General features: G+C 62.8%; 22 protein-coding genes. 9 read left to right on the top strand and 13 right to left on the bottom strand.

Translation table 11 applies throughout. From position 1 onward, the window contains the following. On the top strand, positions 1 to 753 hold the full coding sequence (locus DELCS14_RS30275; RefSeq protein WP_013804587.1) for an SDR family NAD(P)-dependent oxidoreductase: 753 nt from the start codon (positions 1 to 3) through the stop codon (positions 751 to 753). Between the two features lie 222 nt (positions 754 to 975). On the opposite strand, the gene DELCS14_RS30930 is transcribed toward DELCS14_RS30275, so the two are convergent. The 7 genes from DELCS14_RS30930 to sucC form a co-directional block, all read right to left on the bottom strand. Next, entirely contained in the window at positions 976 to 2,523 is a 1,548-nt protein-coding gene (locus tag DELCS14_RS30930) for a hypothetical protein (RefSeq protein WP_157158323.1), read from the bottom strand. Positions 2,524 to 2,872: 349 nt separating this feature from the next. Further along, positions 2,873 to 3,397 carry a pilin gene (locus tag DELCS14_RS27985; RefSeq protein ID WP_013804585.1) on the bottom strand — a complete coding sequence of 175 codons (525 nt, stop codon included), beginning with the start codon at positions 3,395 to 3,397 and terminating at the stop codon, positions 2,873 to 2,875. Positions 3,398 to 3,621: 224 nt separating this feature from the next. Further along, complete coding sequence (locus tag DELCS14_RS27980) at positions 3,622 to 4,332, bottom strand: FHA domain-containing protein (RefSeq protein WP_013804584.1); 711 nt, start codon at positions 4,330 to 4,332, stop codon at positions 3,622 to 3,624. A 244-nt stretch (positions 4,333 to 4,576) separates the two neighbouring features. Further along, positions 4,577 to 5,359: a protein phosphatase 2C domain-containing protein gene (locus DELCS14_RS27975; RefSeq protein WP_013804583.1), complete on the bottom strand. Its 783-nt coding sequence runs from the start codon at positions 5,357 to 5,359 to the stop codon at positions 4,577 to 4,579. 292 nt (positions 5,360 to 5,651) lie between these two features. After that, positions 5,652 to 6,344 carry a TerC family protein gene (locus DELCS14_RS27970; RefSeq protein WP_013804582.1) on the bottom strand — a complete coding sequence of 231 codons (693 nt, stop codon included), beginning with the start codon at positions 6,342 to 6,344 and terminating at the stop codon, positions 5,652 to 5,654. Between the two features lie 166 nt (positions 6,345 to 6,510). Continuing rightward, complete coding sequence (gene sucD, locus DELCS14_RS27965) at positions 6,511 to 7,404, bottom strand: succinate--CoA ligase subunit alpha (protein ID WP_012202800.1); 894 nt, start codon at positions 7,402 to 7,404, stop codon at positions 6,511 to 6,513. A 20-nt stretch (positions 7,405 to 7,424) separates the two neighbouring features. Beyond that, a complete protein-coding gene (gene sucC / locus DELCS14_RS27960; RefSeq protein WP_012202801.1) occupies positions 7,425 to 8,585 on the bottom strand; it encodes an ADP-forming succinate--CoA ligase subunit beta in 1,161 nt (386 codons plus the stop codon). A 436-nt stretch (positions 8,586 to 9,021) separates the two neighbouring features. On the opposite strand from sucC, the gene argC reads away from it, so the two are divergent. From argC to yddG, 3 genes are read left to right on the top strand one after another with little or no spacing between them, the layout of a single operon-like run. Then, on the top strand, positions 9,022 to 9,954 hold the full coding sequence (gene argC, locus DELCS14_RS27955; RefSeq protein WP_013804581.1) for an N-acetyl-gamma-glutamyl-phosphate reductase: 933 nt from the start codon (positions 9,022 to 9,024) through the stop codon (positions 9,952 to 9,954). Further along, the gene (locus tag DELCS14_RS27950; protein WP_013804580.1) at positions 9,951 to 11,831 is read left to right on the top strand and encodes a hypothetical protein; all 1,881 of its coding nucleotides are present in this window, start codon (positions 9,951 to 9,953) and stop codon (positions 11,829 to 11,831) included. The genes argC and DELCS14_RS27950 overlap by 4 nt, the downstream gene beginning before the upstream one ends. Positions 11,832 to 11,853: 22 nt before the next feature. Next, positions 11,854 to 12,774: an aromatic amino acid DMT transporter YddG gene (gene yddG / locus DELCS14_RS27945; protein WP_043796951.1), complete on the top strand. Its 921-nt coding sequence runs from the start codon at positions 11,854 to 11,856 to the stop codon at positions 12,772 to 12,774. On the opposite strand, the gene recX is transcribed toward yddG, so the two are convergent. Next, positions 12,771 to 13,247, bottom strand: coding sequence for a recombination regulator RecX (gene recX, locus DELCS14_RS27940; RefSeq protein ID WP_013804578.1), 477 nt, complete (start codon positions 13,245 to 13,247; stop codon positions 12,771 to 12,773). The genes yddG and recX overlap by 4 nt on opposite strands. A 203-nt stretch (positions 13,248 to 13,450) precedes the next feature. Then, the gene (gene recA, locus DELCS14_RS27935) at positions 13,451 to 14,554 is read right to left on the bottom strand and encodes a recombinase RecA (RefSeq protein WP_012202806.1); all 1,104 of its coding nucleotides are present in this window, start codon (positions 14,552 to 14,554) and stop codon (positions 13,451 to 13,453) included. A 147-nt stretch (positions 14,555 to 14,701) separates the two neighbouring features. On the opposite strand from recA, the gene DELCS14_RS27930 reads away from it, so the two are divergent. From DELCS14_RS27930 to DELCS14_RS27920, 3 genes are all read left to right on the top strand, one after another. Continuing rightward, positions 14,702 to 15,202, top strand: coding sequence for a MarR family transcriptional regulator (locus tag DELCS14_RS27930; protein WP_013804577.1), 501 nt, complete (start codon positions 14,702 to 14,704; stop codon positions 15,200 to 15,202). Positions 15,203 to 15,301: 99 nt separating this feature from the next. Next, entirely contained in the window at positions 15,302 to 15,976 is a 675-nt protein-coding gene (locus tag DELCS14_RS27925) for a response regulator transcription factor (protein WP_012202808.1), read from the top strand. Between the two features lie 94 nt (positions 15,977 to 16,070). Next, entirely contained in the window at positions 16,071 to 17,573 is a 1,503-nt protein-coding gene (locus tag DELCS14_RS27920) for a sensor histidine kinase (protein WP_013804576.1), read from the top strand. Here DELCS14_RS27920 and DELCS14_RS27915 read toward each other — a convergent pair. Next, positions 17,530 to 18,540 carry a LysR substrate-binding domain-containing protein gene (locus DELCS14_RS27915; RefSeq protein WP_013804575.1) on the bottom strand — a complete coding sequence of 337 codons (1,011 nt, stop codon included), beginning with the start codon at positions 18,538 to 18,540 and terminating at the stop codon, positions 17,530 to 17,532. The two genes, DELCS14_RS27920 and DELCS14_RS27915, sit on opposite strands and share 44 nt — an antisense overlap. 109 nt (positions 18,541 to 18,649) lie before the next feature. Between DELCS14_RS27915 and DELCS14_RS27910 the strand changes: the two genes are divergently transcribed. After that, entirely contained in the window at positions 18,650 to 19,618 is a 969-nt protein-coding gene (locus DELCS14_RS27910) for a tripartite tricarboxylate transporter substrate binding protein BugE (RefSeq protein WP_012202811.1), read from the top strand. A 175-nt stretch (positions 19,619 to 19,793) separates the two neighbouring features. Then, on the top strand, positions 19,794 to 20,726 hold the full coding sequence (locus DELCS14_RS27905) for an N-formylglutamate amidohydrolase (protein WP_013804573.1): 933 nt from the start codon (positions 19,794 to 19,796) through the stop codon (positions 20,724 to 20,726). A gap of 75 nt (positions 20,727 to 20,801) precedes the next feature. On the opposite strand, the gene DELCS14_RS27900 is transcribed toward DELCS14_RS27905, so the two are convergent. Genes DELCS14_RS27900 through DELCS14_RS27890 form a run of 3 tightly spaced genes read right to left on the bottom strand, consistent with a single transcriptional unit; the run spans position 20,802 to position 23,073 of the window. Continuing rightward, positions 20,802 to 21,548: a hypothetical protein gene (locus DELCS14_RS27900; RefSeq protein WP_013804572.1), complete on the bottom strand. Its 747-nt coding sequence runs from the start codon at positions 21,546 to 21,548 to the stop codon at positions 20,802 to 20,804. A 35-nt stretch (positions 21,549 to 21,583) separates the two neighbouring features. Then, positions 21,584 to 22,414, bottom strand: a complete 831-nt coding sequence (locus tag DELCS14_RS27895; protein ID WP_012202814.1) for a biotin--[acetyl-CoA-carboxylase] ligase — start codon at positions 22,412 to 22,414, stop codon at positions 21,584 to 21,586. Beyond that, a complete protein-coding gene (locus DELCS14_RS27890) occupies positions 22,411 to 23,073 on the bottom strand; it encodes an SET domain-containing protein-lysine N-methyltransferase (protein WP_013804571.1) in 663 nt (220 codons plus the stop codon). The genes DELCS14_RS27895 and DELCS14_RS27890 overlap by 4 nt, the downstream gene beginning before the upstream one ends. Positions 23,074 to 23,168 lie beyond the last annotated feature (95 nt).

The raw sequence follows: 23,168 nt of genomic DNA, 5'->3' as shown, positions 1-23,168 counted from the left end.
TTGTCTAATAGAAAGAGAATCGTAATTGTCGGTGCTACCTCAGCCATTGCACAGCACTGTGCCAGATTATGGCTTCAGGGTTCTGAAGTTGATCTCGTACTGATTGGTCGGGAGCAGCAGCGTCTTGAGATTATTGCGGCCGATTTCAAAGTAAGGAACTCCGGCGCCCACATTGTGATTGAGCAGGCGAATTTCACCGATGTTGCGAGCATTGTTGAGGTTGCAAGAAAAGTAATGGATCAGGGTGATGTCGATATCTTGTTGATTGCGCATGGTGCATTGCCGTTGCAGCGCGATTGCCAAGAGGATCTGGTGCTTTGCGAGAGGACCCTGGAAATCAATGCGATATCTCCTGTGCTCTTTGCGGAGGCCTTTGCAAAGTACATGGAGAGGCAAGCTCATGGAGCTATTGCCCTGATCGGCTCTGTTGCAGGTGATAGAGGGCGCAGATCAAACTATGTTTATGGCGCAGCAAAGGGTCTGGTTGATCGATATGCCCAAGGGCTACGCCACCGATTTGTCGGGAAGGCGCTGAAAATCGTACTCATCAAGCCGGGCCCTACAGATACCCCCATGACGGAAAGCATGAAAGGTAAGGGCCCTCGGCTGGCACCTGTCGGGGATGTGGCCAAGGATATTGTAAATGGCATACACCATGGGCGCGCTGTGATCTATACGCCTCGCAAGTGGAGGTTGATCATGTGGGTGATTGAAAGGATGCCTGATTTTATTTTTAATAAGATGAATATATGATAACAATTCTTTGCTGAGTAATTATTTTTGGTATGCCAGCAGCATTATTCTTAAATGATTCAATAAGGATGGGATTGCGTGTGGTTTTGCATGCGCGAACAGAAAATTTTGTCAATTCTGTTCGCGCATGGATGTTGCAGATTTTTGTGATTAGCCCCAGGGGTTAATGATGAAAAGTGCAGAATACTCTATGTCGAGAAGATAAAGGGACTTGCAGACTCACTATTTTTCACAATCCCATCTTGATCGATTCTGGGTTGTTGAAAAATTACTAGAACACAGTTCCTTGATGTATGCCATTCGCATATTCTCTAAAGTTTCTCTGTGATTTTGCGGATATCGAGACTTTGCTTCGTTGAACAATGATACGGACTCTTCTTTCCTTCCTAGCGAATAGGATGCCAAAGATTTTAGGTAAATTGCATAAAAACCATTTTTATCGAGAGTCAATGCAAGGTCAAGATAGTATTCGGATTCTTTGAAATAACCGAGATGAAGAGTTGCCTCCCCCATGGCTGAAAATAAAGCATGGTATGCGGACTTGTAACTATCTTTTGGTGATCTGAGTTCGGTAAAATCTGTCTTTTTATTTTCTTTTAAGAAGTTGTTGAGAATTTCGATTGCGTGCTGATATTGACCGAGATCAACGTATGCTTGTGCTTTGATAACCGATATTCGCAGATCCAGCCCTTCCTCCAGTTTTCCCATCTTTGTAAGAACGCGAACTTCATCAGCCTTGGCGATGGCGCTTTCGGGCATACCCTTCTTCAACATGGCAAACGCAAGTGACGTCTTTGCGGCAGGATCTCCATCATTTTTAATGTCCACCCACGTCCATAGCGAGAGGTTGTCTTGCCAGAATGGGATGGTCGATCTCGTAATGAGCATGGCCCCGGTCAGATACAGAATCGCAAGCATTGCCATGATTCTATTGATGCTTGTTTTCTGACGATCATTTCTACACTCTGAGTAGGCGAGTAGAGTGACGCATCCTGTGATGAATAGAGTGAGCGGGAATGCCAGGAATCGCTCTTGACCAATAGAGCCTGCAATGGTAAGCGGGATTATGTGTAATACCGGGGTCAGGGATATGAGGAATAGTATGAATAAAAATGATTGTTTGTTTTTTTTGATGATTGCCAACAAGGTGAATATTGTTGCCAGCGTAAGGGCGGCTATTCCGAAGAAAATATGCTGAATCCCCATGTCCTTGGGGAGAAATTTGTGATAAGGATTGATGGAGAAGAATGGGAATATAGACATCTTTATGTAAAAAATGCATGTATATCCAATATATGCTATGTATTTTATTATATTTCCATCATAGCTATCAATCACCACTTCGTCCACATGCACGATGCTTGGCATATATATTGATTTCAGTGCAATATACGCCAACAATAAGGCAGCCATTAGTGCAGAGATCAATATTGCATCGAAGCTAGGTTTGAATCTGCTGCTCTTGTTGCTCAGAAAATAGTCTAGCACCAGTATCAAGACTGGCATGGTGAATATCATCTCCTTGGAAAAAGCTCCAAGAATAAAGGAAGAAATAACCAGCAGCACCCTTAGTGGTCCAGAGATGCTAAGGTAAAAATACAGACAGGCGATGGAGAAAAAAGTTACCAGTAAATCAAATCTGCCAGCGACCCATACTGATGACTCAATCAATGCAGGATGCACAAGATAGATCAATGCCGCCAGGGTAATTGCGGTTGCATTCTGGCGAAGGTTTAGTTTTTCTATAACCTTTGCAATGAAGAAAGCCATAAATATGGCGTTCCCCATATGCAGGCCTATGTTTATGAGGTGAGATGTGCTAGGGTTTACACCGAAAATCCAGAACTCTATCGCGAACGTCAGCAAGGCGAACGGCCTGAAATATGTAGTACCCGGGATTATGGGTTGTACTATTGCCTCCAACCACTTTTCTTGCTTTCGCAATCCATCAGAACTCAAGAATAGATTGTTGTCGTCCCATACATACTCCAAATGAATAATATTGGGGAAGTATGTTATTAGGGCTAACAGCAAAATAGCTGGGAAAAGAATATAAATTATTTTTTTCATGCTAAAAAAAAGCCCGCGATTGCGGGCTTTTTTATTGATTAAGTAATGCTTAACGGCACTCAGCAGGTGCGTACTTCGCTGGCAAAGTACCGAGTGCTGCAGCACCCAGCAGGCGGGTGCCTGCAGTAGCTGCAGTGGTCGAGCCACAAGCCCAGTCGATGGCACCTTGCTTGCCATCGGCCAGCGCAACCTTTTGCACATTGGGCGTAAAGACCAGGGTCTTTCCACGCACATCGGAGGGGAAGCCGGCGCTAGTACCACTTTGCAATGTAACAGTGATTTGACCATTTGCAGAATCGATGGTCATATCTGCAACATACTTGGTCGCCTTCTCGTTGCTGGGTTTGCTGTTGAATGTTGCGGCCGCTGCCACCATGCCCGAAAGGCCGTCAGTCTGGAAAGCTTCGCTGATCAGAGACTTTGGAGATGTGGCTTGAATTACGGCTTCGCTGACTTTGGCTCGCACCGTGTAATCCTGATAAGCCGGCAGCGCAACTGCTGCCAAGATGCCGATGATCGCCACAACGATCATCAATTCGATCAAGGTAAAACCTTGCTGGATGGAACGCTTCATGAACTTCTCCTCATAGGGGGTTGATTGCATGCTCTATCGAGCAAGAGCCGTGCCAGTTGCGCCTTGAGGCCAAGGTTCGCGCATGTGTATTGTTTGGTTGCAACTTACACGGGTGGTCGACATTCTCTGACAAATCGATCCAATTTTGCGTGACATTTTTGTCAAGGATGGTGCGCTTGCCAACTAAGCAACAGCGAACCTTGTCAGTGGATCAAGAGGGTCCCTCACGCCACCAGGAACTGCATCTGCGTACCTGCCAGCTCCACCGTGTCGCCGTGCTGCAGCGGCATGGCGCGGCGGCCGATTTCCTGGCCGTTGAGCTTGAGGCTGGGGGAGTCGCCTTCCAGCTGGGCCAGCACAAAGCCGTGGTGCTTCTGGGTGATGGAGGCGACCGCCACGCCGGGCTTGCCCAGGGTGGTGACGACTTTGACCAAGGGGACTTCGCGGCCAGCGGCGTTGCCGTTGAGCATGCGGATGGCAGCCTGGCGCGTGGCCAAGCCAGCCATCGAAGGCGGCAGTGTGTGGTCGAAGCCTGAGGGCGTCTGGGTGCTGAACTGCGATGGCAGGTCTTCCGCCAAGGGGGCTGGGCGGGTTGCCTCCACTGCTGCGGCAATGGCCGCGAGGGCCGAGCGTGAGGACGCGCTGACCTGCTGCTGCACGAAGCGGATCTTGTACTTGCCGATGTCCAGCAGGTCGCCGTGGTTCAGGGTCTGGCGCAGTATGGGCTGGCCGTTGACATAGGTGCCGTTGGTGCTGCGCAGGTCTTCGATGATGACGGTGCCGTCGACGATGCTGAGGACGGCGTGCTCGCCGCTGACGGCGAGGTTGTCGATCACGATGTCGTTGTAGGGGCGGCGTCCCAGCGTGGTGCGCTCCTTGGCCAGCTGCACTTCCTTGATGACGGCGCCGTCGATGGAGATGACCAGGGTCGGCATGCTCAAAGTTCCTTTGTTATGCCCGGCTTGCACCATCCACTGGGCGATCCGGAGCTGGGGTGTATCTAAATATTATGTCTGCGGCCTGCGCGCGCCGAGGTCTGCCATCGTATTTGATACAGACTATGGATTGTCTTTTCCTGATTGTTGGATTTGCAATCATTTTTAACAATTGGAACCTGCGAGGGCGGTGCAGGCAAGCGCGTCCATCGGTTGGGATCTGCCGTCGATCGCTGTGTGGGGCTCAATCGAGGGAGGTGCTGGCTGCAGGGGGCGGGCTGGCCTGTATCTCGATCAGCGCCGCGCTGATGTTGTCGTTTCCGCCGGCTTCATTGGCGGCGGTGAGCAGCGAGGTCAGCAAGACGGGTAGCGGACGGGATTGGGTGAACAGAGCGGCGATGGCTTGGTCATCGAGCATGTCGGTGAGGCCGTCGGAGCACAGCAGGATGCGGTCGCCGGGTTGCAGCGGCCACTCATTGAAATCGGGCGTGACGTCCGGCGTGACGCCCAGGGCCTGGGTGAGCAGGTGGCCCAGGCCGGATTGCCGGGCTTCGTGCTCCTGGATGCGGCCTGCGTCGATTTCTTCCTGTAGCCAGGTGTGGTCTCGGGTCAGGCGCAGCAGTTGACCCTCGCGCCAGCCGTAGGCCCGCGAGTCGCCAAGGTGGGCGAGCATCAGCAGGCTTGGCAGCAGGGCTGCGGCAATGATGGTGGTGCCCATGCCGCGGCAGCCCGGTGTTTCCCGGGCGGCGGTGAGAATGGCGGCGTTGGCCAGGTTCAAGGCATTGGCCAGTGACTGCTGCAATTCCTGGCGGGTTTGTGGAGTGTTGGCTGCCGGCGCCTCGGTGGCTACGCTTTGCAGTGCTACTGAGACCAGGCTGATGGCCATGGCGCTGGCGACTTCGCCGGCGTTGTAGCCACCCATGCCATCGGCCAGCACCGCAATGGGCCAGGGCTGGGCGCTGGGGTGGATGGTGACCGCATCCTCGTTGTTGTCACGGCGCCGGCCCACATCGGTGCGCGCAACCATGGCGCAGTGTTGCGCAGGGACTGCCTGTCGGCAGGGCTGGTCCGGGGTCTTGGGTGCGCTGGGCATGGTGGCGAAGGGCGGGCGCGGCGGTGTTGCCATCAGTCCCTGTGTGCAGATGCAATGGTGAAGCCGGTGCACAGCGTAATTGAAAACCGTGCCCCCAAGTGCCAAGAATGGGCCGGCGCAGCGGCTCGTCAGCTTGACGCCACATCAAGAACGGACCCTCACAAAGCAAAAACGCACTGCCGAGGCAGTGCGTTGTGGAGGTGGCGAGGGGCCGCCTGCGGCGGTATCAGGCCTGTGCCGCGTGCTTGGCGCCGGAGCGCGACTGCAGGAGCTTGCCAATGCCGACGACCAGTACGGCACCGGCGGCAGCCGCCACGTAGTGCAGCCAGGGATGGCTGATGGCGTAGTCGTGCAGCAGGCGGTCGTTGACGATGGTTTCTCCGCCGACCCAGCCGATCAGGGCAGCGCCCAGCGTGATGATGACGGGGAAGCGCTCCATGAGCTTGATCATCAGCGTGGAGCCGAAGATCACCAGCGGGATGCTGATGGCCAGGCCCAGGATCAGCAGGACCATGTTGCCTTGCGCCGTGGCGGCCACGGCGATCACGTTGTCCAGGCTCATCACCAGGTCGGCGATCAGGATGGTGCGGATGGCGACCATCATGCTGCCGTGTCCTTTGGATTCGCCTTCATCATCTTCTTCGCCGGTCAGCAGTTGCAGGCCGATCCACAGCAGCAGGCAGCCGCCCACGATCTGCAGGAACGACAGCTCCAGCAGCTTGGCCGCGACCACGGTCAGGATGATCCGCAGCACCACGGCGGCGCCGGAGCCGAACATGACGGCTTTCTTTTGCTGTGCGGGGGGCAGCGAGCGTGCTGCGAGGGCGATGACGACTGCGTTGTCGCCAGACAGAATGATGTTGATCCAGACGATCTTCAACAGGCCGATCCAGAAATCGGCGCTTTGCAGGTATTCCATGGTTTCTCCACTGTTATGAGTTGAAAAGCGCCAGGGCGGTGGCCTCTGGCGCTTTTTCTTTTTTGGAGTCGTCAGTGTAGGGCGGACTTGCCGCCTTACCGATTCGTAATTCTGCGTAATTTTCTCCTGGGGCGAACCCCAGGATGTCACGCAGAACCGGTGCCGCTTAGATCAGGCCCTTGAGCAGGCGACCCATTTCGGAAGGATTGCGGGTGATGACGAAACCGCACTCTTCCATGATGGCCAGCTTGGCGTCGGCCGTGTCGGCACCGCCGGAGATCAGCGCGCCGGCGTGGCCCATGCGCTTGCCGGGAGGGGCGGTGACACCAGCGATGAAGCCGACGATCGGCTTCTTCATGTTGTCCTTGCACCAGCGGGCAGCTTCGGCTTCGTCGGGACCGCCGATTTCGCCGATCATGATGACGGCGTCGGTGTCGGGATCGTCGTTGAAGGCCTTCATCACGTCGATGTGCTTGAGACCGTTGATCGGGTCACCGCCGATGCCCACGGCCGACGACTGGCCAATGCCCAGTTCGGTCAGCTGTGCCACGGCTTCATAGGTCAGCGTGCCGGAGCGGCTGACCACGCCGATGCGGCCCTTCTTGTGGATGTGGCCGGGCATGATGCCGATCTTGATCTCGTCGGGCGTGATCAGGCCGGGGCAGTTGGGGCCCAGCAGCAGGGTGCGCTTGCCGCCTGCGGCTTCCTTGGCGCGCATCTTGTTGCGCACTTCCAGCATGTCACGGACGGGGATGCCTTCGGTGATGCAGATGGCCAGGTCCAGGTCGGCTTCCACGGCTTCCCAGATCGCGGCGGCAGCGCCTGCGGGGGGAACGTAGATCACGGAGACCGTGGCGCCCGTGCCTTGCGCGGCTTCCTTGACGGAGGCGTAGATTGGCACGTCGAAGATCTTTTCGCCGGCCTTCTTGGGGTTCACACCGGCCACGAAGCAGTTCTTGCCGTTCGCGTATTCAATGCACTTTTCAGTGTGGAACTGGCCCGTCTTGCCCGTGATGCCTTGGGTGATGACCTTGGTGTCTTTGTTGATGTAGATCGACATGGTGTTTTCTCCGGGCCTGCTTACTTGACGGCTTCGACGATCTTGGTGGCCGCTTCGGCCATCGTGTCGGCGCTGATGATGGGCAGGCCGGACTCGGCCAGCATCTTCTTGCCCAGTTCTTCGTTCGTGCCCTTCATGCGCACGACCAGGGGCACTTGCAGGTTCACGGCCTTGCAGGCAGTGATCACGCCAGTGGCGATGGTGTCGCACTTCATGATGCCGCCGAAGATGTTGACCAGAATGCCTTCGACCTTGGGGTTCTTGAGCATGATCTTGAAGGCTTCGGTGACCTTCTCGGGGGTGGCGCCGCCGCCCACGTCCAGGAAGTTGGCCGGCTCGCCGCCGAACAGCTTGATGGTGTCCATGGTGGCCATGGCCAGACCTGCACCGTTGACCAGGCAGCCGATGTTGCCGTCCAGCGAGATGTAGGCCAGATCGAACTTGGAGGCTTCGACTTCAGCGGGATCTTCTTCGTCCAGGTCGCGCAGGGCCACGATTTCGGGCAGGCGGAACAGGGCGTTGGCGTCGAAGTTGAACTTCGCGTCCAGGGCAACCACGTTGCCCTTGCTGTCACGGTTCAGCGGGTTGATCTCGACCAGCGAGGCATCCGTGTCCATGTAGCACTTGTAGAGCTTCTGGCAGATGTCGATGAACTGGGCGGTGGAGTCGGCAGGCATGCCGATGCCCTTGGCCAGTTCTTCGCCCTGGGCCTGGGTCAGGCCGACCAGGGGGTCAACGAAGATGGTGATGATCTTCTCGGGAGTGGAGTGGGCCACTTCCTCGATGTCCATGCCGCCTTCGCTGGAAGCGATGAAGGCCACCTTCTGCGTGCCGCGATCGGTCACGCACGACAGGTAGTATTCCTTCTGGATGTCGGCGCCGTCTTCGATGTACAGGCGGCGGACCTTCTGGCCTTCGGGGCCGGTCTGGTGCGTGACCAGCTGCATGCCCAGGATCTGGCCAGCCAGTGCCTTGACGTCGTCAATGCTCTTGGCAACCTTCACGCCGCCGCCCTTGCCGCGACCACCAGCGTGGATCTGGGCCTTCACGACCCACACGGGGCCGCCGAGCTTCTGGGCGGCCTCGACGGCCTCTTGCACTGTGAACGCAGGGATACCGCGAGGTACAGGCACACCAAACTGACGCAAGATGTCCTTGCCTTGGTATTCATGAATCTTCATGATGTCTCTCTCAAACAAATAGGGGGGGATTGACCCGGTAGCCCTGGGGTGCTGCCTCAAGGCGGAGTGACCTGGCAATCGCCGAATGTACCATGCTGCACTGCGCCATCCGACACGCCCCCATGCGCAGAATCCACAATTTCCTGCGGGCCAAGCAGCATGTCAGGAACTGTGCAATGCATTGATATGTCAGGGAAAAGACGGTTTCCCGACATTTCTTTCAGACGCCACAGCTCTTTTGTCTTATAGAGGATCTGCAGACGGCGCTGCCCGCCGTTTGTAACAGGCGCATGTCAGCGCGCCCTTGATCGCCACTGCCAACCGTTTTGCGACAACGGGCGCAGGGGGACCCGGTTTCGGTGAGAATCCGCAGCTGGAACGCGGCAATGGTGCCGCAGCGGCTCCAGGAGGGCCGCGCAGCAGGAGAAATACAGCGATGGCAAAAGTCTTTATCGATGGCGAAGCAGGCACGACAGGGCTGCAGATCCGTGAGCGTCTGGTCGATCTGTCCGGCGTGGAGCTGGTCAGCATTGCCCCCGAGCTGCGAAAGGATCCTGCCGCCAAGCGTGCGCTGATCGCCGGCGTGGACTTGGTCATCCTGTGCCTGCATGACGATGCCGCGCGCGAGACCGTGGCCATGGTCGATTCCATCGAGGCCGAGACCGGCCGCACCATCAAGATCATCGATGCATCCACGGCCCACCGCGTGGCGCCCGACTGGGTGTATGGCTTTCCGGAGCTGCGTTCCGGCCAGCTTGAGGCGGTCAAGACTGCCAAGCGTGTGTCCAACCCCGGCTGCTATGCGACGGGAGCCATCGCGCTGCTGCACCCGCTGGTTGCCGCGGGCCTCATCCCCGCCGACCACGGCCTGAGCCTGCCCTCGGTGTCCGGCTATTCGGGCGGCGGCCGCAGCATGATCGAAGCCTATGAGGCCGGCACGGCCGCGCCTTACGAGGCCTATGCGCTGGGCCTGACGCACAAGCACATTCCCGAGATCCTGCAATACACCGGCCTGACGCGTCGCCCGGTGTTCATTCCCGCCGTGGGCAATTTCCGCCAGGGCATGCTGGTGCAGCTGCCGCTGCATCTGGACCTGCTGCCGGGCGCGCCCAAGGCGGCCGACCTGCACGATGCGCTGGCCTCCCACTACGCGGCCACCAACACGCCGGAGCAATGGGTGTCGGTGCTGCCGCCGACCGAGGACATGAAGCTGGCCGCCGACACGCTGACGGACACCAACAAGCTGGAGCTGCGCGTGTTCGCCAATGAGCAGTACCGCCAGGCCGTGCTGATCGCCCGCCTGGACAACCTGGGCAAGGGCGCCAGCGGCGCCGCCGTGCAGAACCTGCAGATCATGCTGGGCCTGTGAGGCCCCCCGCGCCCCCGTCCTTGCCGGGCCGGCGCAGTCCGGTCTGGGGCCATGTCCTGGCCCTGGCCGTGCTGTGCCTGCTGGTCGTTGTGTTTGCCTGGAAGCTGCGGCCTGCATTGCCGTCTTCATCGCGCCTGCTGCTGAGTCCGCTGCTGGGCAATATGGAGGCCTGTCTGGTGCAGGACGGGCTGCGCGAGGACTTTCCCAAGGAATTTCAGCAGATACCCGCCAGTTGCCTGGGTCCGCAGGGCTCGGCCGCAGAAATGGTGAAAGCCACGCTGCAGCGCCTGGGCCGGCCCCAGGGCGAACTGGACCTGGGCTATACGCTCAGCGTGCCGCTGCTGCGCTATGTGCAGTGGAATGGCCAGGCCTGGGAAGTCCGGGGCGAGGCGCTGGACCGCGTGGTGCGCACGGTGGCGCAGGCGCACCGGCCCGTGGTGCTGTATCTGTTCGCCACGCATTTCGAGGTGCACTCCAAGGCCGAGGAGCGTCTGGCCGCCGATCCCGCCAATCTTGCGTGGACACCCAAGGGGCCGCTGCCGCTGGACAGCTATCTGGGCGCGCGCATCTTCCCATGGTCGGTCGCGCGGCAGGACAACGAAGTCACGCGCGTACGCAAACTGGTCGTCGATGCCCTGGCCGAGCGCATGTGCGCCGCAGGCGATGCCGCCATGCACCAGCTGCGCGCCCTCACCGTGCTGGGCGAGACGCACCAGCTGTTCCCGGGATTCGAGGCCGGCATGGGATTCGCGGCCGAAGACTATGCGGTCACCGACTACAGCCCGGCCTCCGTGGCGGGTTTCCATGCATTCCTGCGCCAGCGCTATGGCGACATCGCGCGGCTCAATGCCCACCTGAAGTCTGGCTTTGCCAGCTTCGACGCGGTCGAGCCGCCATCGCGCAACATCCGCAGCGAGCCGCTGCAGAACTTCTTCCAGCACATCGACAGCTATGCAGCCGGCACCGTGCCCGTGTCCGGCTGGGTCCACTCGCCCGATGCGAAGCTGCAAAAGCAGCTGGCCGTGGCCGTCTTCGTGGACGGGCATCCTTACTCGCACGCCCCCGTGCACATGCATCGCCAGGACGTGGCTCAGGCCAAGCCCGGGTTCCTCACGCCCGATGTGGGCTGGCGTGCCGACATCCGCTATCCGGCGCTGGGTGAGGGCCTGCACCGCATCGACGTGGTGCTGCAGGCCGGTGGACGCAGCCTGGGCCTGCTGGCCACGCGCCAGATCGCCGTGATGGACCGCAACCAGGGTGAGCCCAGGCCCCATGCCGCCGAGGCCTTGCCCGACTTCGGCAAGCTGCCGGACGGCGTGGAATTCTGGGTGGACAGCCCGCAGGACCGGCTGGCGCTGTTCTACAACCCGCTGGTCACGGACTGGAACGATTTCCGCGAGCAGCAGGTGGCCGACTACATCCAGGGCTTTTCCGAGCACATCGGTCACGGCTGCCTGGGCCGGGTTCCTCGCTTTGCCCACCAGCTCAACCCCCATGCGAATCCGAGCTGGGACGCCAACCGCTATGCCGTGGAGCGCAGCCTGCAGCGCATGCCGGGGCTGTCCCTGGGTGTCAGCCTGTACGGCGAAGATACCTACGGCCCGCTGGTCGGCCAGATGCTGCGCCGCTATGGCCACACGGCCTATGGCGTGACGGAGTTCCATCCGCTGGTGGCCCTGTCGCCACAGCGGCTGGAGAAAGTGCTGACCATGCACCGCCGCCAGGGCGCGCGCTTCCTGTCCTTCTTCATGGAAGCCCGGCCCGAGGATGCGACGGGCACGCAGTCCAGCAACGAGTTCTCGTTCGATGCGGACAACACCGCGCATGGCTCGGATGCGCTGTACCACTCGCTGCGCCAGCTGCTGCAGCCGCACTGATCTGCCGCGCGCAGCCATCGACGTGTCTTCCCTGCAGAACAGCTCCCCCGTGGCCGCCGGCCGGGCCACCGCCATCGGACTGCTGGCCGTGGTGTGCTGGAGCTGCACCGTGGGCCTGATGCGCTCGGTGGCCGAGCCGCTGGGCGCCGTGGGCGGCGCCGCCATGCTCTACACGGTCAGCGCACTGTGCGTGGCCGCCGTGCGCGGCTTGCCCAGGCCCTCGCAGTGGCGGGCCATGCATCCGGCCTACTTCTGGGGCTGCGGCCTGCTGTTTGCGGTCTACGAGATCTGCCTGTCGCTGGCGATTGGCCTGGCGCAGGACCGCGCCCAGGCACTGGAGCTGGGGCTGATCAATTACCTGTGGCCCAGCCTGACCATCGTTTTGGCCGTGCTGCTGCGCCAGCAGCATGCGCGCTGGTGGCTGTGGCCCGGCGTGCTGCTGTGCCTGTGGGGCCTGACGCGCGTGCTGGGCGGTGATTCCCCGCAACTGCGGGGCATGGCGGACCACATGCTGTCCAACCCGCTGGCGTATGGACTGGCTTTTGGCGCCGCCCTGCTGTGGCCCTGCTATTCGCTGGCTGCGCGGCGCTGGGGCGGTGGCCACAATGCCGTGGGCCTTTTCCTGATATGGACCGCGCTGGCGTTGTGGATCAAATGGCTGTGGCTGGGCGGTGAAGGCGGCATGCAATGGTCGGGCACCGTGGTGCTGCAATTGCTGGCCGTGGGCGGGCTCACCGCCCTGGGCTACAGCTGCTGGGAGCACGGCATACAGCACGGGCATCTGGCCGTGATGGCTGCCGCCTCGTACTTCACGCCCGTGTTCTCTGCCTTGCTGGCCAGTGCCTGGCTGCAGGTGCAGCCGGGCTGGGGCTTCTGGCAGGGCGTGGTGCTGGTGACCGTGGGGTCGCTGGTGTGCTGGGGTGCGACCCGGCGCGCAGGCTAGCCTTCGTCCTCTGCTCCTGCGTCCCAGTCTTCGCTGCGCCCCCGCAGCACCTTGCTCGCAATTTCTCCACCAAAACCGCGCGCGGCCAGGAAACGCATCTGCTTGAGTCGTTCCTGCGGTGTGGTCGGTGGTGCGCCGAAGCGCTGGCGCCATACGGCAAGGGCGCGCTGCAGTTCGGTGGCACGCAGTTGCTCTGCGGCGGCGCGCACCAGGCCGTCGTCCAGTCCCTTGTTGCGCAACTCCTGCACCACGCGTGCCGTGCCAAAGCGCGCGGCCTTGCGGTGCAGCACGGACTCGGCCACGCGCTGGGCACTGATGAAGCCGCGCTGCTCCAGCGCGTCGAGCATGGCGCCCAGGTCTTCGCCTTCCTCCACATGAGGGGCGAGCTTGCGTTCCAGCTCCAGCCGTGAATGTTCGCGCTGGCCCAGCAGCTTGAGCGCCCGGCCCTTGAGCGACAGCTTGGCGAATCCCATGCGGCAATGTCTCCTGAATCGTCCCGAATAAAAAAGGCCCCCACGCTCCCCTTGCTGCGCAAGGTCCGCTGCCCCCCAAGGGGGGCCGCTTTTTTGCCTTGGGGCGTCCCGGCGATAAAAAAGGCGCAGACGTGAGCCTGCGCCAAGATGGCAAACACAGTGTGTGCAGGCGCGGCAGCGCCTGCAGTGAGGGGTCAGGCCGCTCAGGCTTCGATCACGCCGTCCTTGTCGGCCTTGGCCTTGCCCGCCTTGGCGGCCTTGGCTTCGGGGGCATCGCCACCGGCCGTGGGCAGCAGGGCGATGCCCAGGCTGTCGCGCACCTTGTTCTCGATCTCCACGGCCAGGCCGCTGTTCTCGCGCAGGAATTCGCGAGCGTTGTCACGGCCCTGGCCGATCTTCTCGCCGTTGTAGGCATACCAGGCGCCCGACTTGTCGAGGATCTTGGCGTTGACGCCCATGTCCAGGATTTCACCTTCGCGCGAGATGCCTTCGCCGAAGAGGATGTCGAACTCGGCGGTCTTGAATGGAGGCGAGACCTTGTTCTTGACGACCTTGACCTTGGTCTCGTTGCCGATGGCCTCGTCGCCCTTCTTGATGGTGCCGGTGCGGCGGATGTCCAGGCGGACCGAGGCGTAGAACTTCAACGCATTGCCGCCCGTGGTGGTTTCGGGGCTGCCGAACATCACGCCGATCTTCATGCGGATCTGGTTGATGAAGATGACCATGCAGTTGGTCTTCTTGATGGTGGCTGTCAGCTTGCGCAGCGCCTGGCTCATCAGGCGGGCCTGCAGGCCGGGCAACTGGTCGCCCATCTCGCCTTCGATTTCGGCCCGGGGTGTGAGGGCGGCCACCGAGTCCACGACGATCATGTCCACGGCACCCGAGCGCACCAGGCTGTCCACGATTTCCAGGGCCTGCTCGCCGGTATCGGGCTGGCTGATCAGCACTTCGTTGAGGTTCACGCCCAGCTTCTGGGCGTAGCTGGTGTCCAGTGCGTGCTCGGCGTCGATGAAGGCGCAGGTGCCGCCCTGCTTTTGCATTTCGGCGATGACCTGCAGCGTCAGCGTGGTCTTGCCCGAGGATTCAGGGCCGTAGATCTCGATCACGCGGCCACGGGGCAGGCCGCCCACGCCCAGGGCGATGTCCAGGCCCAGCGAGCCGGTGGAGACGACCTGGATGTCCTGGATGGCTTCGCCTTCACCCAGGCGCATGATCGTGCCCTTGCCGAACTGCTTTTCGATCTGGGCGAGTGCGGCCTGCAGGGCCTTGGCTTTTTCACTGTTGGCGGTGGTGACGGCGGTGTTCATGCGGACTCCTGGGTTGGCTGGGGTTTCAGCTCTGTATTTGCATTCAGGCTGGATGCTTGAACAGTAGTTTATGGGCTTGTTGGTTTGTTTTGTTGGTGTTTTTAGTCAGTTTTCCTGACTTGTTGGATTTGCCTCCACAATGCATCCATGAGTGAGTTTTCCCCCGTCACGCCGCCCGCCGACGCCTGGCGCCAGACCCACCTGGGCCGCCTGCTCGGCCATGCCATGCGGCGGTTCGACGCGCGTGTGCTGCAGCTCATGGCGCGCGATGTGGAGGTGCCGCTGGCGCTGTCCAATCTTGCGGCGCGCGACAAGGTGGGTGCGGCCCACATCCACATCACGCGGCATCTGCCGCTGGCTGGCGACAGGCTCACCGACCTGGCCGAGCGCGCTGGCATGACCAAGCAGTCCATGGGCGACCTGGTGGCCCAGTGCGAGGCCTGGGGCCTGGTCACGCGCGAAAGCGACGAGCGCGATGCGCGCGCACGCCGCATCCGCTTCACGCCTGCGGGCCTGGCATGGCTGCAAGCCTTCCATGACGCCGTGTCCCAGGCCGAGGCCGAGTTCCGCGAGGAAGTCGGCGACGACATCGCCACCGTGGTGGCGCTGGGGCTGGAGGCCTATGCGGGCGGCGGCTCACTCGGGTAAGGTCCCTGCCCGTGGGGCGGGGCGCATCCTAGAATCCTAGGAATCAAAGACGCGCATTTCCAACATCCAGAGCGCGTCTGTATTTCAGGAGACAACCCCATGCGCATTCTGATTGCCGAAGACGACCAGGTCCTGGCCGATGGTCTGCTGCGCAGCCTGCGCGGCTCGGGCGCCGTGGTCAGCCATGTGGCCAACGGCAGCGAGGCCGATACCGCGCTGATGACCAGCAGCGAGTTCGACCTGCTCATCCTGGACCTGGGCCTGCCCAAGATGCACGGGCTCGAAGTGCTCAAGAAGCTGCGCGGCCGGGGCGATGCGCTGCCGGTGCTCATCCTCACGGCAGCCGACAGCGTGGAAGAGCGCGTGCAGGGGCTGGACTACGGCGCCGACGACTACATGGCCAAGCCGTTTGCGCTGTCCGAGCTGGAGGCGCGTGTGCGCGCTCTCACGCGGCGCGGCATGGGTGGCGCCAGCAGCACCATCAAGCACGGCCCCCTGGTCTACGACCAGGCCGGCCGCGTGGCCACCATCGACGGCAAGATGGTCGAGCTGTCGGCGCGCGAGCTGGGCCTGCTGGAAGTGCTGCTGCAGCGGGCCGGGCGGCTGGTCAGCAAGGACCAGTTGGTCGAGCGCCTGTGCGAATGGGGCGACGAGGTCAGCAACAACGCCATCGAGGTCTATATCCACCGCCTGCGCAAGAAGATAGAGCGCGGCCCCATCCGCATCGCCACCGTGCGCGGCCTGGGCTACTGCCTTGAGAAGATCGCTTCCTGAGGCAGCTGCCCCGGCTGTCAGGCCCGGGTTGGCTTGCCTGCGCATAGTGGCGGATGCCACGGGGCCGTGAACCCGTCGTGAGGGCTGCCCGCCGATGAAAATCTTCCAGCGTGAACAGCGCTCACTGTTCGGCGAGATCCTTGACTGGATGCTCACGCCGCTGCTGCTGCTGTGGCCCGTGAGCCTGGCGCTGACCTGGCTGGTGGCCCAGGGCCTTGCCAACAAGCCGTTCGATCGTGCGCTGGAGTACAACGCCCAGGCGCTGGCGCAACTGGTGATGGTGCAGCAGGGCAAGGTGCTGTTCAACCTGCCGCAATCGGCCAGCGAGATCCTGCGCGCCGACGAGTCGGACACCGTGTATTTCCAGGTGCTGGGCGTAAAGGGCGAATACCTGGCCGGCGAGCGCGATCTGCCGCTGCCGCCCGAGTCCGACGATCCGCCATCCGGCGATCTATCGCCCGGCGGTGCACCGACCGGCGGGGCCGTGCAGCTGCGCGATGCGGAGTTTCGCGGCATTGACCTGCGCGTGGCTCATGTCTGGGTGCGCATGCCCCTGCCCGACGAGCCCCAGGCCCTGGTCCAGGTGGCCGAGACGCGCGAAAAGCGCAGCGTGCTGGCCACGGAAATCATCAAGGGCGTGATGCTGCCCCAGTTCGTCATCCTGCCCCTGGCCGCCTTGCTGGTGTGGCTGGCGCTGGCGCGCGGCATCAAGCCGCTGCACCGGCTGGAGGAGCGCATCCGCGCGCGCCGGCCCGAGGACCTCTCGCCCATCAACCACAAGGACGTGCCGCTGGAAGTCGTGCCGCTGGTGGACTCGGTCAACGACCTGCTGGGTCGGCTCGGTGATTCGCTGGCCACGCAAAAGCGCTTTCTGGCCGACGCGGCCCACCAGCTCAAGACACCGCTGGCCGGGCTGCGCATGCAGGCCGAACTGGCCCAGCGCGAGGGCGTGAGCACGGAGGAGTTGCGGCAGTCCCTGGCACAGATTGCGCGCTCCAGCATCCGTGCCACGCACACGGTGAACCAGTTGCTGGCGCTGGCGCGCGCCGAGAGCGCCGGCGTGGGCCGCGGCCTGGCCATGCAGCCCTGCAACCTGGTGCGCATCGTCACCGACGTGGTGCGCGACTGCCTGCCGCGCGCCATGGACAAGCATGTGGACCTGGGATACGACGGCGCCGAGTCATCGGCCACGGGCGTCTGGCTGCAGGGCAACGCCACGCTGCTGACGGAGCTGGTTCGCAACCTCGTGGACAACGCCATCAACTACACGCCTTCCAGCAGCAGCCGGCCCGGCATGGTCACGGTACGCGTGCTGGCCGATCCCTTCGGTCAGGTCCTGTTGCTGCAGGTGGAGGATTCTGGACCCGGCGTGCCCGAGGCCGAGCGTGACCTGGTGTTCCAGCCGTTCTACCGCGTGCTGGGCTCGGAGGCCGATGGCTCGGGCCTGGGCCTGCCCATCGTGCTGGAGATCGCGCGCCAGCATGGCGCCCAGGTGGTGCTGGAAGATGCGCATCCGGGCCAGCAGCCGCCGGGTGCGCGTTTCAGCGTGCGCTTCACGGCGCTGCGCTCGCCGCCGTCGCCCAAGCCTGCGGCATAGGTGGCGGGGCTTCCCCGGCTGCCGCAGATTCCCCGGGAGCCACAGGCGCCACCGCGATCCGTCCCGGCGTCTGCGCGGCATGGTCCACCAGCCAGTTGCGGAAGATGCCCAGGGTGCCGTGGTTGGCGCGGTCGGCCGGATAGCACAGCCAGTAGCCCAGGGCGCTCTGGTAGCCGTGCTGGGGCAGGGGCTCGTTCACCAGGCCGGCCGCGATCTCGTCCTGCACCAGGCAGCGCGGCACCAGGGCGATGCCCATGCCGGCCATGACGGCGCGGATGATGGTCTGGAACTGGTCGAACTGCGGGCCCGCAAGGGGGCTGATGCCGTTGACGCCATGGGCCTCGCTCCAGCGCGCCCAGGCATCGGGAATGGTCACATGGCGCAGCCGGGTGCAGCGCGCCACGTCCTGGGGGGTGGTGATGCGTGCCTCGGGGCCCGCACCGCGCGGCGGTGCGATCAACGCCACCTGGCGGCCCACCAGATAGTGGGCATGCGCGCCATTCCAATGCCCGTCGCCAAACAAAATTGCGCAGTCCAGCCCCGGACTGTCAAATTGGTAGCTGTGTACGTAGGGTACAAAGTGCAGCGTGATCTGTGGATAGCGCTGCTGAAACTGGGGCAGCCTGGGGATCAGCCACTTGGCCGCGAAAGTCGGCAGCGATGACAGGTGCAGCGCGCCTCGGCTGTCATCGCTGGTGATGAGTTCGAGGGTGGCTGCCTCCAGCTGGCCCAGCAGGGCGCGCACTGCGCGCTCATAGCGCTCGCCCGCGGGCGTCAGCCTCAAGCGCTTGCGCTCGCGTTCGAACAGCGGCACGCCCACCCATTTCTCCAGCTCCTGGATCTGCTTGCTGACTGCGCTTTGCGTCAGGTGCAAGGCTTCGGCCGCGCGCGAGACGCCCCCGAAGCGCACCACGGTGGAGAAAGCGCGCAGCAGATGCGTGGGCGGGTTGAGGCGGCGCAAACTCATGACAGGGATATGATGAAAGTATTCCTGTTTGGAATATTAACAGGCACAGTATTTGCTTTTTTTGTGAGCAGATTTCTTTTAATCTGAACTTGTTTGTAAGAAAGATCCTATGCAACGACGTCATTTCCTTGCTTCCATCGCCGCTTCTTCTGTCGTTCCTGGAATGTCCTTCGCCCAGGACACCTCCCGTCCCCTGCGCATCGTCGTTCCGTTCCCTGCTGGTGGCTCCACCGACATGGTCCCGCGCAACATGCAGGACGTGCTGCCCAAGTTGCTGGGCGGCCAGGCCGTGGTGATTGAGAACAAGGCCGGCGCTGGCGGCTCCATCGGCATGGCCGAAGTGGCGCGTGCCACCGACGGCGTGACCTTCGGCATCGCCACGCTGTCCACGCACGGCGTGAACCCCGCCGTGTTCAAGAAGCTGCCCTACGACGCCATCAACGACTTCGTCGGCGTGACCGAGATCGTCAAGGCGCCTGGCGTGATCGTGATCAACCCCAAGCTGGTGCCCGCCAACAACTTCGCCGAGTTCGTGAAGTACCTGAAGGCCAACCCCGGCAAGGTCAGCTTCGCAACACCCGGCAACGGCACCATCGGCCACATGTGGGGCGCCCAGTTCATGAAGAGCACGGGCACCGAGATGCAGCACATTCCCTACCGCGGTGCAGGCCCGGCCATCAACGACGTGCTCGGTGGCCAGGTGCCCGTGTACTTCGACCAGGTGGCTTCCTCGCTGCCCCACATCAAGGGCGGCAAGGTCAAGGCCCTGGCCGTGTCCTGGCATGAGCGCCTGGACGTGCTGCCCGACGTGCAGACCTACGCCGAAGCCGGCCATGCCGACCTGAACGATCCTTCTTGGTTCGGTCTCGTGGCCCCCAAGAGCACGCCGCCCGAGCAGATCGCCCGCGTGCAAAAGGCCATCGCGGCCGCGCTCAAGGACCCGGCCGTGCAAAAGCGCATGGCGGCCCAGGGCCTGTACATCTCCGGCACCAGCAGCGACGCTTTCACCAAGCAGATCGCCAGCGAAGTCGCCAAGATGAAGAAGATTGCCGCCACGGCCCAGATCCAGCTGGATTAAAGGCTCCCCCTGAGGCGCTTCGCGCCTTCCCCCTCTCTCGCTTCGCGGGAGGGGGACGACGCCCTCGCTGCGGGGCGGCCCTTGCTCGGCGTCCCTGGCCTGGGACGCGCCAGTTTCATGGCGGGCTGGCCGCAGCGCAGCGGTGCAATGCGTAACCGAGATAGACCACTTCCTCATGCATCCCGTCCTGCGACTGATCAGTCAGAACTTCCTGCAATCCCTGCCCGGCGCGGCAGGCTCCGGCGCGGCCGATGCCGCGCCGCCCATGGTCACTAGCGTTGCCGGCGCCAGTGCCGTGGTGCTGGACTCGCCGCACAGCGGCACGGTCTACCCGGCGGACTTCGGCTCCTGCCTGCCGCTGGCCACGCTGCGCCAGGCCGAGGACACGCATGTGGAGAAGATCTACGCCTTTGCGCCGGGCCTGGGCGTGAGCTGGGTGGAGGCGCATTTCCCGCGCATCTACCTGGATGCCAACCGCGACACCACCGAGATCGACACCACCATGATCGAGGGCGAGTGGCCGCTGCCCGTCACCACCGACCAGGTCGTGCTGCAGAAGGTGCGCCTGGGCAAGGGCCTGATCTGGAAGTTCACCGATGAGGGCGTGCCCATCTATGACCGCCAGCTGCCCGCCGCTGAACTGCTGCAGCGCATCGAGCGCTGCTGGAAGCCCTACCACGCCGCCGTGGAGCGCGCCATCGACGGCGCCCATGCGCGCCATGGCTACAGCATTCATATCAACTGCCACTCCATGCCTTCCGTCGCAGCCAGCCATGCCACGCTGCACCCTGGCCTGGTCCATGCCGACTTCGTCATCGGCGACCGCGACGGCAGCACGGCCAGCCCGGCGCTGTCCGAGCGCATCTGCGCCTTCCTGCGCGAGCGCGGCTACAGCGTGGACTACAACCATCCCTACAAGGGCGTGGAGCTGGTGCGCCGCTACGGCAAGCCCGCCGAGCACCGCCACAGCATCCAGATCGAGATCAACCGCAAGCTCTACATGAACGAGCAGACCCTGGATCTCGACCAGGCCGGCTACCTGCGCCTGACCACCGACCTGAAGGTGCTGGTGGAGCAGCTGATGGCCACCGATCCGCGTACGCTCTGAAGCCCCTGCGAGTGAAATGCAAAAGGCCCGCGATCACAGGATCGCGGGCCTTTTTTCATCGTGCCCTGGCGGGGCTCAGCAGGGCCTGAACGGCCTGCCCTCGAAGGCCTTGCCGCCCATGGACTCGACCTGGCTGCGCAGCGCGGGCGTGGCCTGGGGCAGGCGCAGCGTGTAGAGGGTGATGTCGGGGCGCTCCTGCACCACGCGGGCCGTGCGCACGCCCTGGCGCGCAACGTTGGTCAGCTCGCGCGTGGCCGCTTCCTCGGAGGAGAAGCGGCCCAGCGACAGGCCCGGCTCCAGCGCGCCGCCTGCGCGGTCGAAGTCGATCTTGCGTGCACGCAGTTCCGCGCGCTTGCGCTCCAGGAACTCGGCATCGGGGAATTTGCCCATGTAGACCATCCAGCGGCCCGGCTGGTGCGTGCTGCTCAGGTCCCACTGGTCGCTGGCGACCTGGGCGATGAGGCCGCGGCGCAGCGCCTCGGCATGGCGGTCTTCGATGCCCGTGGCCACCAGGCAGCTGGTGGGCTGGCCCGCGGCTTTCTCGGGGCGAGCCGGTGCGGCGGGTTCCTCGCCACTGGCAGGGGCAGCAGGTGCTGCGGGTGCCGCAGGGGATGCAGGAGCCGTGGCCGGGGTGGCCGAGGAGGGGGCCGGCGCGTTGTCCACACTCAGCAGGCTCAGCGCCTCCGGGCGCACCTGCTGGCCCAGGCGCTCGGGCTCGGTCTGGGATGGCGGTGCCAGGCCCAGGGCCTGGAGCTGGCCGTGGTTCCAGAGGTAGTAGCCGGCATTGGCCAGCACCAGCAGCAGGAAGGCGATTCGCAGCATGTCGTTTCTTGGGCCCTAGTGATGAGTCACCCGCCCTAGCCTACAGCAGCCGGGCGCACGCTGATTTCCGAGCTGGTGATGGCCTGAAGGCCGCGCGCCGTGCGTACCAGCAGCGCGCCATCGGGGCCCACGCCCTCGGCCGTGCCGCTTTCGCCATCGCTGAGATTGACGGCGCGGCCACGCAGCAGGTCGCGCTGGGCAAAGCGCTCCACCAGCGGCGCAAAGCCCTGGGCGGCAAAGGTCTGTATGTCGGAGACCAGGCCCGGCAGCACACAGGCCAGGGCGGTGGGTGCGTCCAGGCGTTCGTCCAGCTCCAGCAGGCTGGCCGGGGGCGTGCGCATGCCGTCGCCGGGGCGGGGGCGCACATTCAGGCCGATGCCCACGACCACGTAGCGCGGCGTGCCGGGCTCATGCGCGGCGCTGCCGACAAAGCTGGCCGTCTCGATCAGGATGCCGCCGAGCTTGCGGTCGCCGTCGATCCACAGGTCGTTGGGCCATTTGAGGCCGATGCGCGGGCGCTGCGAGCCCGGGGCGGGCAATTGCGGCTGCAGGCTTTGCGCCACGCTCAGGCCCACGGCCAGCGACAGGCCGGACCAGTCGGCAGGCGCCAGCGGCATGCCCAGCGAGAAGGTCAGCGAATCGCCCACGCCGCTGGTCCACTGGCGGCCCAGCCGGCCCCGGCCGGCGGTCTGCACTTCGGTCACCAGCAGCACGGGTTCGTTGCGGCCATCGCGGGCGCGCGCCATCAGCTCGGTATTGGTCGAGCCGATGCTGGGCACGATTTCCACGGAAAAGCCCGGCAGTTGCGGCTCGATGGCCTGCCACAGCGATTCCGCAGGCCAGTGAATAGGGGACGATGCCATCATGCGCCGGCCTTTGTGGAGGATTTGCGGGATTTTTTCCTTGGCTTTTGGGGGGCCTTTTCCAAGGGCTTTTCCAAAGGCTTTTCCGCTTTGACCTGCTGCTTTTTGGCCCGCTTTGTCTTTTCAGATTGTTCCGATGCCGGCTTTGCGCTGGCCGGCAATGCATCGCCGGGCATGGGCGGGCGCCAGCCGCGCTTGGGCGCCAGCAGCGTGCCGCGGCAGGTGGCCGCGCCGCACCAGCATGGATACTCGGCCTTCAGCTTCCTGGTGTAGGGTTCGTCGATGATCAGGCCGTAGTCGTAGCTCAGCTCCTCGCCGGCGGCGATGTTGCGCAGCGCGACGATGAAAATCCGGCCATCGCGCTCATCGGTGTAGCAATTGGGAGCGCAGCTGTGGTTGATCCAGCGCGAGGAGTTGCCGCCATAGTTGGCGTCGATCACGCGGTCTTCGTCCACGTGGAAGTAGAAGGTATGGTTGGGCTGGCTGGGGTCGTGCGGATGCCGGTCCTGGGCTTCCTGCCAGCTGACGATTTCCCCTACGTACTCGACGAGGACCTCGCCTTCGGCAAGATCCTGCGCGGCGAAGACGCCCTTGCCATGGACACCCGAGCGGCGGGTCTGGATACGGCGGCCGCCGGAAGGGGCCAAAGCTGTGCGGGGCATGTTTTCTCTGATAACTTGAATAGGCACACATGCGCGTGCGCGTACACGTACGTACACGCGTGAGCCATGGATTGTAGAAGCGCAGGCTGCGACAT

The sequence above is a fragment of the Delftia sp. Cs1-4 genome, from assembly GCF_000214395.1.
GTDB lineage: Bacteria > Pseudomonadota > Gammaproteobacteria > Burkholderiales > Burkholderiaceae_C > Comamonas > Comamonas acidovorans.
This window is presented reverse-complemented; position numbering and strand designations above follow the sequence as displayed.

What these genes read in the sequence shown, in the direction of transcription:
- DELCS14_RS30930 (WP_157158323.1), bottom strand. Translation starts at nt 2,523, where the DNA reads ATGGCTTTCTTCATTGCAAAGGTTATAGAAAAACTAAACCTTCGCCAG.
- DELCS14_RS27985 (WP_013804585.1), bottom strand. Translation starts at nt 3,397, where the DNA reads ATGAAGCGTTCCATCCAGCAAGGTTTTACCTTGATCGAATTGATGATC.
- DELCS14_RS27980 (WP_013804584.1), bottom strand. Translation starts at nt 4,332, where the DNA reads ATGCCGACCCTGGTCATCTCCATCGACGGCGCCGTCATCAAGGAAGTG.
- DELCS14_RS27975 (WP_013804583.1), bottom strand. Translation starts at nt 5,359, where the DNA reads ATGGTTGCGCGCACCGATGTGGGCCGGCGCCGTGACAACAACGAGGAT.
- DELCS14_RS27970 (WP_013804582.1), bottom strand. Translation starts at nt 6,344, where the DNA reads ATGGAATACCTGCAAAGCGCCGATTTCTGGATCGGCCTGTTGAAGATC.
- sucD (WP_012202800.1), bottom strand. Translation starts at nt 7,404, where the DNA reads ATGTCGATCTACATCAACAAAGACACCAAGGTCATCACCCAAGGCATC.
- sucC (WP_012202801.1), bottom strand. Translation starts at nt 8,585, where the DNA reads ATGAAGATTCATGAATACCAAGGCAAGGACATCTTGCGTCAGTTTGGT.
- argC (WP_013804581.1), top strand. Translation starts at nt 9,022, where the DNA reads ATGGCAAAAGTCTTTATCGATGGCGAAGCAGGCACGACAGGGCTGCAG.
- recX (WP_013804578.1), bottom strand. Translation starts at nt 13,247, where the DNA reads ATGGGATTCGCCAAGCTGTCGCTCAAGGGCCGGGCGCTCAAGCTGCTG.
- recA (WP_012202806.1), bottom strand. Translation starts at nt 14,554, where the DNA reads ATGAACACCGCCGTCACCACCGCCAACAGTGAAAAAGCCAAGGCCCTG.
- DELCS14_RS27930 (WP_013804577.1), top strand. Translation starts at nt 14,702, where the DNA reads ATGAGTGAGTTTTCCCCCGTCACGCCGCCCGCCGACGCCTGGCGCCAG.
- DELCS14_RS27925 (WP_012202808.1), top strand. Translation starts at nt 15,302, where the DNA reads ATGCGCATTCTGATTGCCGAAGACGACCAGGTCCTGGCCGATGGTCTG.
- DELCS14_RS27920 (WP_013804576.1), top strand. Translation starts at nt 16,071, where the DNA reads ATGAAAATCTTCCAGCGTGAACAGCGCTCACTGTTCGGCGAGATCCTT.
- DELCS14_RS27915 (WP_013804575.1), bottom strand. Translation starts at nt 18,540, where the DNA reads ATGAGTTTGCGCCGCCTCAACCCGCCCACGCATCTGCTGCGCGCTTTC.
- DELCS14_RS27910 (WP_012202811.1), top strand. Translation starts at nt 18,650, where the DNA reads ATGCAACGACGTCATTTCCTTGCTTCCATCGCCGCTTCTTCTGTCGTT.
- DELCS14_RS27905 (WP_013804573.1), top strand. Translation starts at nt 19,794, where the DNA reads ATGCATCCCGTCCTGCGACTGATCAGTCAGAACTTCCTGCAATCCCTG.
- DELCS14_RS27900 (WP_013804572.1), bottom strand. Translation starts at nt 21,548, where the DNA reads ATGCTGCGAATCGCCTTCCTGCTGCTGGTGCTGGCCAATGCCGGCTAC.
- DELCS14_RS27895 (WP_012202814.1), bottom strand. Translation starts at nt 22,414, where the DNA reads ATGATGGCATCGTCCCCTATTCACTGGCCTGCGGAATCGCTGTGGCAG.
- DELCS14_RS27890 (WP_013804571.1), bottom strand. Translation starts at nt 23,073, where the DNA reads ATGCCCCGCACAGCTTTGGCCCCTTCCGGCGGCCGCCGTATCCAGACC.